Source organism: Desulfamplus magnetovallimortis (genome assembly GCF_900170035.1).
Lineage (GTDB): Bacteria > Desulfobacterota > Desulfobacteria > Desulfobacterales > Desulfobacteraceae > Desulfamplus > Desulfamplus magnetovallimortis.
Window position 1 is genome coordinate 1 of record NZ_LT828550.1, and the last position, 8,278, is coordinate 8,278.

The window sequence follows — 8,278 nt, forward strand, 5'->3', positions numbered from 1 at the left end:
CAACGGAGCATTTTTACGATGTCGTGAAAGTGAATGGGGTGCTGTTTGCTCAAAGGCAATTTTCAATGAGAAAAATCATATCCGGATGGGGATTGCCCCTGATTTTGCAGGTTTTCCGGACAAAATGAGCATGGAAAAGCCGAATTCATGCCGGAATTTGTTGACGGGCTGTGCATTGGACAGTACAGGAAATATAGTTTTTCTATTAGCAAACAATGTGCCACTGATGGGAAAAACATTGATTTGCGGGGGCTGAAGATAAAATTCGGCTTCATATAACCAGTCGTACCACCGCCAGCCGATTAGGGCTGTGGATGTATCGCAGGCTTTTGCGGCTGACGGTGTACTCAACGTTATGCTTTTTAAACCGTATGAAATCTGGAGGAATTATGGCAAGATCGGCAAGAGATATGGCAGACCAACTTATTAAAATATACTCCGAAACAAAAAAAAGATATCTTTTAACAAAGGATGAATTCAAAAGTATAGCCGGCAAATTCAACTTAAAAGAAGCTTACCTTTGGGAAGTAGATTCTTTTTTGCGTGAAGACGGGTATTTGCTGGTTGATTTGAGAAGTGAAGAAGATTTTATTGGTGTTATAAAAATTCGTACAATCAAGAAACAATGGAAAGCTTTATCAGTTGACATTGTAGAAGAATACGAATTTGAGGATTGGGATGAAGAAGATTAAACATTTTCTAATATATTCAGGAATATTTCTATAAGGACAAGTTGTGGAGGTAAAATAGATTCTAAAGACATAAAAAAAGTTGAGGATTCTGTTAAAGATACTGCAAAAAAAATCGTTGATGCAGCAGAAAAACGTGGACATAAAAATGCGACAATAGGCGGTGGTGCAGGTGGTCTTTTCGGAGGTTTAATAGGCTCTTTTGTAGGCCCATTAGGTACTGCCATTGGTGCTGCACTTGGGGGAGCCGTCGGGCATCTTGTGGGAGACTCAAAAGACAATGATAATAAAAAATCGTAGCTCCACGTAAAAGAATAAAGAGGAACTTGTGAAAAATAATGTTAAAGATACATTAAAGTTTGCTGAAAATATGCAAAGTATTTTCAGTGGAATGTATAATATTTTTGAATCTACATTCGAAAAAGAATTTCCTCAAAAAACTAATGGTGTAACTCATTATGTTGAGAGCAAATGCTGCTTTCAAGCTTCAGACCAATACGAGCGTCCTCATGAATTTTTGCAGTCCCTACTTGATATCCTACGTGTAATATATGAACCTCAACCTATGGGGACTTTTTTCTTTAATTCAAATCCCAGTTTTTTATTTGAAGCGATACCAGTTGATCCTTTTCAGCTTGCTTATGGATCTTTTATAAGCAAGCCTAATCAACTTTTTAAACAATTTTGGTCTAATGATATTTTAAAAAAGCTCCAAGAATATGGTTACAATATGCTTTATACAACCACTCTTTTTGTTGTGGTTTCAACCGGAAATGAAAGATATGAATTGGAGCTTATTAATGAAGTAAATGAAACTTTGGATACTGGTTTCTCTCCTGAAGAGGCAGTTGGTCTAATTGCATCAGAAATAAACTCAGAATACCCTAAACCTGAAAAAGAAGTCTATGCTGGCTATTGTTTAGTTCCTGAATTGAAAGATCAATTAAGGGTTTCTTTATGGATGTTCAATAAGGAACAAGCATAACATTTCGTTCGAGTGGACGCCGTGAACGAGAGCGGCTACCGCGAGAGCTGTTGGCGGCGCCACTCAACTCGGCGTAGCTAAGACAAACAATAATGTTTATTTTATTGGCTCAACAATATAAAATTAATGATATCTTCTTATAATTAAAGGATAAAGTATGGAGCAAAAGGATATTGCCGACAGAATTCTGAAAGAAATTGTCATAACAGAAAAACAGATTTCAGAATACAAAGAAAAAACTAAGCCGATAGCACCTGACAATGCAATCGGGAGAATTTCAAGAATGGACGCAATCATAAATAAAAATGTAATGGAATCTTCATTAAGACAGGCGGAAAACAGACTGAACAAATTAAGATATGCACTTTCAACAGCAGGGACACCGGATTTCGGAATTTGTGTAAAATGCGGAACAGTTATTCCTCTTGCCAGAATTCTCATAATTCCGGAAAGTCGGTATTGTGTTAACTGTGCAAAGTGAAATCAATGAACTGTCCTCTTTGTAAACACCACGGGAAACCGTTTTGTACTGAAAAATTCTTTATATGCGGCAATTGTTCAGGAATATACAAAAACAGGAAGAATTATATCAGCACTGATGCAGAAATAAACAGATATAAAGAACATAATAACAATGTCAATGATGTTCGTTATCAAAAATTTGTATCTCCGATTACTGACTATGTTTTAAAAAAATTTACACCGGATAAAAGCGGGCTTGATTTCGGTTCCGGAACGGCACCTGTAATATCGAAGGTTCTTCAGGATAACGGTTACGCTGTTAATCAGTTTGATCCTTTTTTTTCAAATAAAACCGAACTGCTGAACGAAAAATATGACTATATTGTAAGTTGCGAAGTGATAGAACATTTTCATAATCCTGACGCTGAATTTGAATTATTGCATAAAATGCTGAACCCGGACGGAGCCTTAATCTGTATGACGCATTTATATGATAAAAATACTGATTTTAAAAATTGGTATTATAAAAATGATCCCACTCATGTTTTTATTTATCATCGTCAGACAATAAAATATATTGCCGATTATTATGGATTCAGGAATATGAAAATAAACAGCAGGCTGGTTGTTTTAATGTCATGAAGATACAGACCGCAGCATCATTTTTTATAGTTATGAAAAAAATAGTTTGGCTCCACCTATCATCACCGAATAAAGATAATATGAGATCGCATAACCCGGCGCTCCAGCGGATTCGGTTTTGCTTCGCTTCGCTCCGCAAAACCGAATCGCTGAGCTTATCGTTATGTGGTTTTGAGGCTATTAGTAAAACAGGGCATATAAAATGGCTGAAGCCCTGCAGGCTGACTACTTTTTAGAGGATCAGAAAAGATGGAAAATGGATATATTCTGCGAGAGCGAGTGAAAGTGTTAAAATGTCTTCAGCAAATTGAGCAAATCGCAGGCAACGCCCAAAGGAGTCTCAGTGACATATTGCAGAAATGCGTAGAAGTGTTCCCTGGGGCGTGGCTTCATTCTGAAAGCACCGTGGCCGTAATCTGTTTTGACGATAAAGTTTATCAGACCGGCAACTTGGATATTTGCAAGTCAATTCAAACATCTGAAATCAATGTCAATGGCAGGACCTGCGGTTCAGTCGAGATTGGCTATACCCAGGTTTTTGCAGATGCCGATGAAGGGCCTTTCCTGGCCGAAGAGCGAGTACTCATCGACATAATCGCAAGCCGCATTGCTCATCTTATCGAAAGTAAGCGGAATCAGGAGATGTTTCGCTTATCGGAGATGCGGTATCGTATGGCACAAAAAGCGGGCCGCGTGGGGCATTGGACCTATGACCCGCACACACGATCGTTTGAGGCCTCACCGGAGGCTTTGCGGATATATGGCTTTGATTCCGATGCAAAGCCATCTCTTGACGAAGTAACGGCTCGAATCGCCGAGGCCGATACCGAGCAAGCCGTGTCGTCTTTGCTAAATCTTGTCGAGGATGGAACGTCATTCGACCAGGAACGGCAAATACATCCCAGGGGCTCCAAAGAAACCAGAATCATCTGGTCCAAAGCCTTCCTGAGTCCTGACGAAAACGGTAAACCCGTCATCACCGAAATTTTGCAGGACATTACCGAACGTAAGGCTCAGGAAAAAGCGCTTCAAAAAAGTGAGCGCAGATTCAAAACAATAATAGATACCATACCTGCGGCGATCTTCCTGACAAGCGACAAGCATACGAAGCTGGACTATTTGAGCACCCATTTCACCCGCTTGTTTGGCTACACATATGACGATATTCCAACGCTTGAGCGATGGTTTGAACTTGCGTATCCCGATGAAGCCTATCGAAAAAATGTTTTTGAAGAGACCATGGCACATTTCAACAAATCCCTTGAAGATAGCTCATACCGGACGGCCATGCGGTCCTATGTGACGTGCAGGGACGGCTCGCAAAAATCCATTTTCTGGCAGGGATTGATGTTGGAAGGCCAATGGCTGGGGTGCGGCTTTGACCTGACGAAGCTGGAGGAAACTCAAAGGCAGGCAGATTCAGCCCAAAAAAGAGTCATGGAAAGTGAAGAGCGTTTCAGGTTGAGCATGGAGGCTGCCAGAGATGGTTTATGGGATTGGGACATACAAACCAATAATGTCTATTTTAGCCCCGGTTATTTTGAAATGCTTGGTTATCCCCCGGGCGAACAGGAAAGCAGTTTTGATTTTTGGAAAAACTTATTGCATCCCGATGACAAAGAGCAAGCGATAAGGGCAAATACCGATTGTATTGATGGGTTGACGGAACAATTTGAAACAGAATTCAGAATGGAAACAAAATCGAAAAACTGGATTTGGGTATTTGGCCGGGGTAAATGCGTCAAGAGGGATAAGAACGGGAAGGCAATCCGCCTTGTCGGAACGCACGTCAATATCACAAAGCAAAAGAATACAGAAGAAGAGCTACTCCGATACAAAAGCCGTCTTGAAAATATAGTCGAAAAACGTACCATGGAATTACGAGAAGAAATTGCTTTGCGATGTGAATCAGAAAAGAAATTGCTTGCAAGTGAAGCAAAATACAGGACGCTTATTGACTCATCATCAAGCATTGTCCTGGAGTGGGATACACAAGGCGAAATTTTATTTATGAACAATTACGGACTGGATTTCTTCGGCTTCATAGCTGAAGAGCTGGTCGGCCGCAATGTGGTCGGAACTATCGTTGCCCCATCGGACTCGGAAGGGTACAACCTTGAAGGTAAGATGAAGCTGGTACAGAAGAATCCGGAAGCGTATTACAGCTCCGAAAATGAGAACATGAAGAAAGACGGTGTAAAGGTATGGATAGCCTGGACCAACAAAGGTGTTTACGACGCGAGCGGCCTGTTATTGAAGACATTGAGTGTGGGAATTGACAGAACAAAGCAGCATGAAATAGAAAAACATTTTATAGAAAAGCTGCCGGTCGGCCTGTTCATCGTAGATCCTTCGACGCGGACGATCGAATACGCGAATACCTATTGCCTTGACATTTTCGGAACCGACAATCCGGATGACATCATTGGGCATCGGTGCCACAAACTGATCTGCCCGGCAAATGAAAATGATTGTCCCATCCTGGATTTGAATCAGGAGATAGAAAACTCGGAAAGGGAAATAGTCTGTATAGGCGGCCATCGAAGGCCGATTTTGAAATCCGTGCTCCGTATTGAGATGCAGGGGCGGGACAGATTGCTGGAATGTTTCATCGACCTGACCGACCAAAAGAAGGCTGAGGCAGAACTTCAGGAACGCCTTCGCATCGAGACCCTGATGGCTGAACTCTCCGGCCGTTTTGTCGAAACCGATAGAAAGCATGTTGACAGCGAGATAGAACTGGCATTGCAGCGCATTTGCGATTGCCTTGATCTGGATACAGGTGTCCTTTGGGAGCCCCCGGAAGATGATCCGGATACGCAGGTAATGAAGTACATTTACCGCCGTGATCCGCAGGCGCCCCTGCCTGAATCAATGGATGTGCGGGACTACTTTCCGTGGACCTTCGAACAGTTGTGCCGGACCCGCACGACAGTCAGTTTTACCGATATAGATGCACTGCCGCCGGAAGCCTTACGGGACAAAGAAATGTACATGTATTTCGGCGTCACAAACAGCATTAATATACCGCTGCAAGACACGACTGGCGCACTGATCGGAATATTGGCCTTCACCAGCCACAAAGCGCAAATAATTCCTGAAATTGTTGTTAGCCGACTTGAAATGTTCGCACACATCATGTTTGCGCTGCTCGCCCGAAGGCGCAGCGAGCTGGCGCTGATTGCGAGCTACGAAGAACAGCAAAAACTGAGGGAGAAACTCATTCAAATTCAAAAGATGGAAGCTATAGGAACCCTGGCCGGCGGCATTGCACATGACTTCAATAATATTTTGTTTCCAATTATCGGGATGTCCGAAATCCTACTGGAGGATACAACCCCTGGCAGTATTGAATATGAAAATATTGAGGAAATCCTGGCGGCCGGTAAAAGGGGAAGAGAGCTTGTCCGTCAGATTCTCAACTTCAGCCGTAAATCCGAAGGTAAAAAAATATCTGTCCGCATTCAGAAGATATTAAAAGAAGTCATCAACATGGTTCGTTCGACAATTCCGGCAAATATCGATATTAAACATCACATTCAGGACGATTGCGGATTGGTCATGGCGGACCCAACCCAGATGCACCAAATCGCCATGAATTTGGTCACAAATGCGTATCACGCCGTTGACTCAGACAATGGAAAAATATTCATTCAACTCAAAGAGGTGGTTATAGAACCCGAATCTCTGGTCGTAAGTGATATCACAGCGGGCCCTTATGCCTTATTGGTAGTATCCGATAACGGATGCGGCATTTCATCCGAGAACATGGGAAAAATCTTCGAACCCTATTTCACGACAAAGGAACAAGGCAAAGGCACAGGAATCGGTCTGAGCACGGTATACGGTATTGTCAAGGAGCACGGTGGTGATATCCGGGTTTACAGCGAATTGGGAAAAGGCACGGCTTTTAATATCTATTTACCTTTGATGGTGAAAGTCTCTGACACCGCTTCCGGAAACACAGTCGAAACAATCCCCTCCGGCAATGAACGCATTTTGGTGGTGGATGATGAGGATGCCATTGCAAGGCTCGAAAGACTAATGCTTGAAAGGCTCGGGTACCGGGTCACCTCTCTCGTAAGCAGCCTGGAGGCTCTGGAGGTATTCAAAGTTGCGCCCGAATCCTATGACCTGGTGATCACAGATATGTCCATGCCAAACATGACCGGAGTTCGGCTTGCCAGAGAACTGATCGCAATCCGGCCTGATATTCCGGTGATAATTTGTACAGGGTTCAGTGACCGGATGAATCTCGACCAGGCCAATGCGATGGGAATCAAGGGTTTTTTAATGAAGCCGGTTGTCAAGTCAGAGATGGCGACAATAGTGCGAAAAGTGCTGGATAAAGCTCAGTAGGGAGAGTTGCCCATATTTTTTTCATAAATTTTGAGGAATTTAGGAACATGAAAAGAACAGAATGCTAAACAGATGCATAACCTTTTAGGAATAGAAGTATACTGCTTTAAATTAAAAATCTACTATTATGGAAAAGTGTCAATATCCACATAACAAATCGTTCCACCGGGTGCGACCTGAAGTCGCTGATATTATTGTTAATTAATGCAAATTAACCTGCCGTATCACCGGCAGTTTCTTACCTTGGCATGCATTACCGGTAACGGTTTTGTGTGAAGCCCAGGGGACAATGGAATCCTTGGCCGAAAGGCTTGGAGAGGAAACCGTGAGGTAGCCTCAACTCTGGTAGCATCAAACCGGATGGAAGCTAAGAATGGTGGTATGCGTAACACATGTGAATCGTTGATAAACGCCGTTAGCGATGAGAGGCTAAAGATGCTGTCAAGCCTTGACCAAAATGGTAAGGGGTATGGTTGTGATGTTCTGGTGTCATCATACGTGATCTAAAAATTCCCCCGGCGGATAGACGGACGCTAACCCATCGTGTAATATCAGTGGAACAGGGTAAGCCCAGTTGTCTCCATTTAAGTATGGAAAGCAAGCCGTAAGGTGAGCCGATAGTCAAGTGGGTAAAGGATGTCGGAGAAAGCGAATGCCGTTATGTAATGTAGCGGATAGAGGGTAATCCCTTATCACGAAAGTGAGCAGACTTCCGACAGGTGTTGGATCTCGGGAAACGTTTGGACGGTTTTGTCTTCATGATGTGGATAGATAGTGATCTTATGATCACTGACGGTCTGGAGAGCTTTGTTTGGCTTATGTTGAACAAGGTAAATCGTTTACAAACACGTATCGGGAAGGTGATTCCTGCTTTACTGAGGAGTTACCGGGTTCTTAAATGAACTTTATCAATGCTTGAGCCCGGTGCGGTGAAAGTCGCACGCCGGGTTCTTAGGGGGCTTGGGAGTGGAAACACTCCCCGGCTACCCGACACAGCGGGGGCTTCAGTTCGCAAGCTCACTACAGCCCCCGCTGCCGGTGAACTCTACGTTATATGAAGCCTTCGGCAGATGCAACGCATAGTAATTATTCATAATTTCGGCATCTTACCTATCTTGTGAGGCGATTATCTCATGGAACT

At 43.1% G+C, this 8,278-nt stretch carries 8 protein-coding genes; 7 read left to right on the forward strand and 1 reads right to left on the reverse strand.

The features are described 5' to 3' along the window. Together MTBBW1_RS29130 and MTBBW1_RS17000 are read left to right on the forward strand one after the other, a co-directional pair. Positions 1–256, forward strand: a 256-nt coding sequence (locus MTBBW1_RS29130) for a hypothetical protein (protein ID WP_222424090.1), incomplete at its 5' end; no start/stop codon positions are given. Positions 257–389: 133 nt separating this feature from the next. Beyond that, complete coding sequence (locus MTBBW1_RS17000) at positions 390–692, forward strand: hypothetical protein (protein WP_080805193.1); 303 nt, start codon at positions 390–392, stop codon at positions 690–692. Here MTBBW1_RS17000 and MTBBW1_RS29645 read toward each other — a convergent pair. Then, entirely contained in the window at positions 689–916 is a 228-nt protein-coding gene (locus MTBBW1_RS29645; RefSeq protein WP_245809445.1) for a hypothetical protein, read from the reverse strand. The genes MTBBW1_RS17000 and MTBBW1_RS29645 overlap by 4 nt on opposite strands. Here MTBBW1_RS29645 and MTBBW1_RS30410 point away from each other — a divergent pair. The 5 genes from MTBBW1_RS30410 to MTBBW1_RS17025 all read left to right on the forward strand — a co-directional run bounded on the left by MTBBW1_RS30410 (position 882) and on the right by MTBBW1_RS17025 (position 7,137). After that, the gene (locus MTBBW1_RS30410) at positions 882–989 is read left to right on the forward strand and encodes a glycine zipper domain-containing protein (RefSeq protein WP_425430020.1); all 108 of its coding nucleotides are present in this window, start codon (positions 882–884) and stop codon (positions 987–989) included. The two genes, MTBBW1_RS29645 and MTBBW1_RS30410, sit on opposite strands and share 35 nt — an antisense overlap. A 28-nt stretch (positions 990–1,017) precedes the next feature. After that, the gene (locus tag MTBBW1_RS17010; protein ID WP_080805195.1) at positions 1,018–1,674 is read left to right on the forward strand and encodes a hypothetical protein; all 657 of its coding nucleotides are present in this window, start codon (positions 1,018–1,020) and stop codon (positions 1,672–1,674) included. A gap of 157 nt (positions 1,675–1,831) precedes the next feature. Then, the gene (locus tag MTBBW1_RS17015) at positions 1,832–2,155 is read left to right on the forward strand and encodes a TraR/DksA family transcriptional regulator (RefSeq protein WP_080805197.1); all 324 of its coding nucleotides are present in this window, start codon (positions 1,832–1,834) and stop codon (positions 2,153–2,155) included. Positions 2,156–2,160: 5 nt separating this feature from the next. After that, positions 2,161–2,778: a methyltransferase domain-containing protein gene (locus tag MTBBW1_RS17020; protein ID WP_080805200.1), complete on the forward strand. Its 618-nt coding sequence runs from the start codon at positions 2,161–2,163 to the stop codon at positions 2,776–2,778. A gap of 249 nt (positions 2,779–3,027) precedes the next feature. Continuing rightward, the gene (locus MTBBW1_RS17025) at positions 3,028–7,137 is read left to right on the forward strand and encodes a PAS domain S-box protein (RefSeq protein ID WP_080805204.1); all 4,110 of its coding nucleotides are present in this window, start codon (positions 3,028–3,030) and stop codon (positions 7,135–7,137) included. Positions 7,138–8,278 lie beyond the last annotated feature (1,141 nt).

Bases quoted from the DNA above. Each gene is read 5' to 3' on its own strand.
- MTBBW1_RS17000 (WP_080805193.1), top strand. From the start codon at position 390: ATGGCAAGATCGGCAAGAGATATGGCAGACCAACTTATTAAAATATAC.
- MTBBW1_RS29645 (WP_245809445.1), bottom strand. From the start codon at position 916: ATGGCAGTACCTAATGGGCCTACAAAAGAGCCTATTAAACCTCCGAAA.
- MTBBW1_RS17015 (WP_080805197.1), top strand. From the start codon at position 1,832: ATGGAGCAAAAGGATATTGCCGACAGAATTCTGAAAGAAATTGTCATA.
- MTBBW1_RS17020 (WP_080805200.1), top strand. From the start codon at position 2,161: ATGAACTGTCCTCTTTGTAAACACCACGGGAAACCGTTTTGTACTGAA.
- MTBBW1_RS17025 (WP_080805204.1), top strand. From the start codon at position 3,028: ATGGAAAATGGATATATTCTGCGAGAGCGAGTGAAAGTGTTAAAATGT.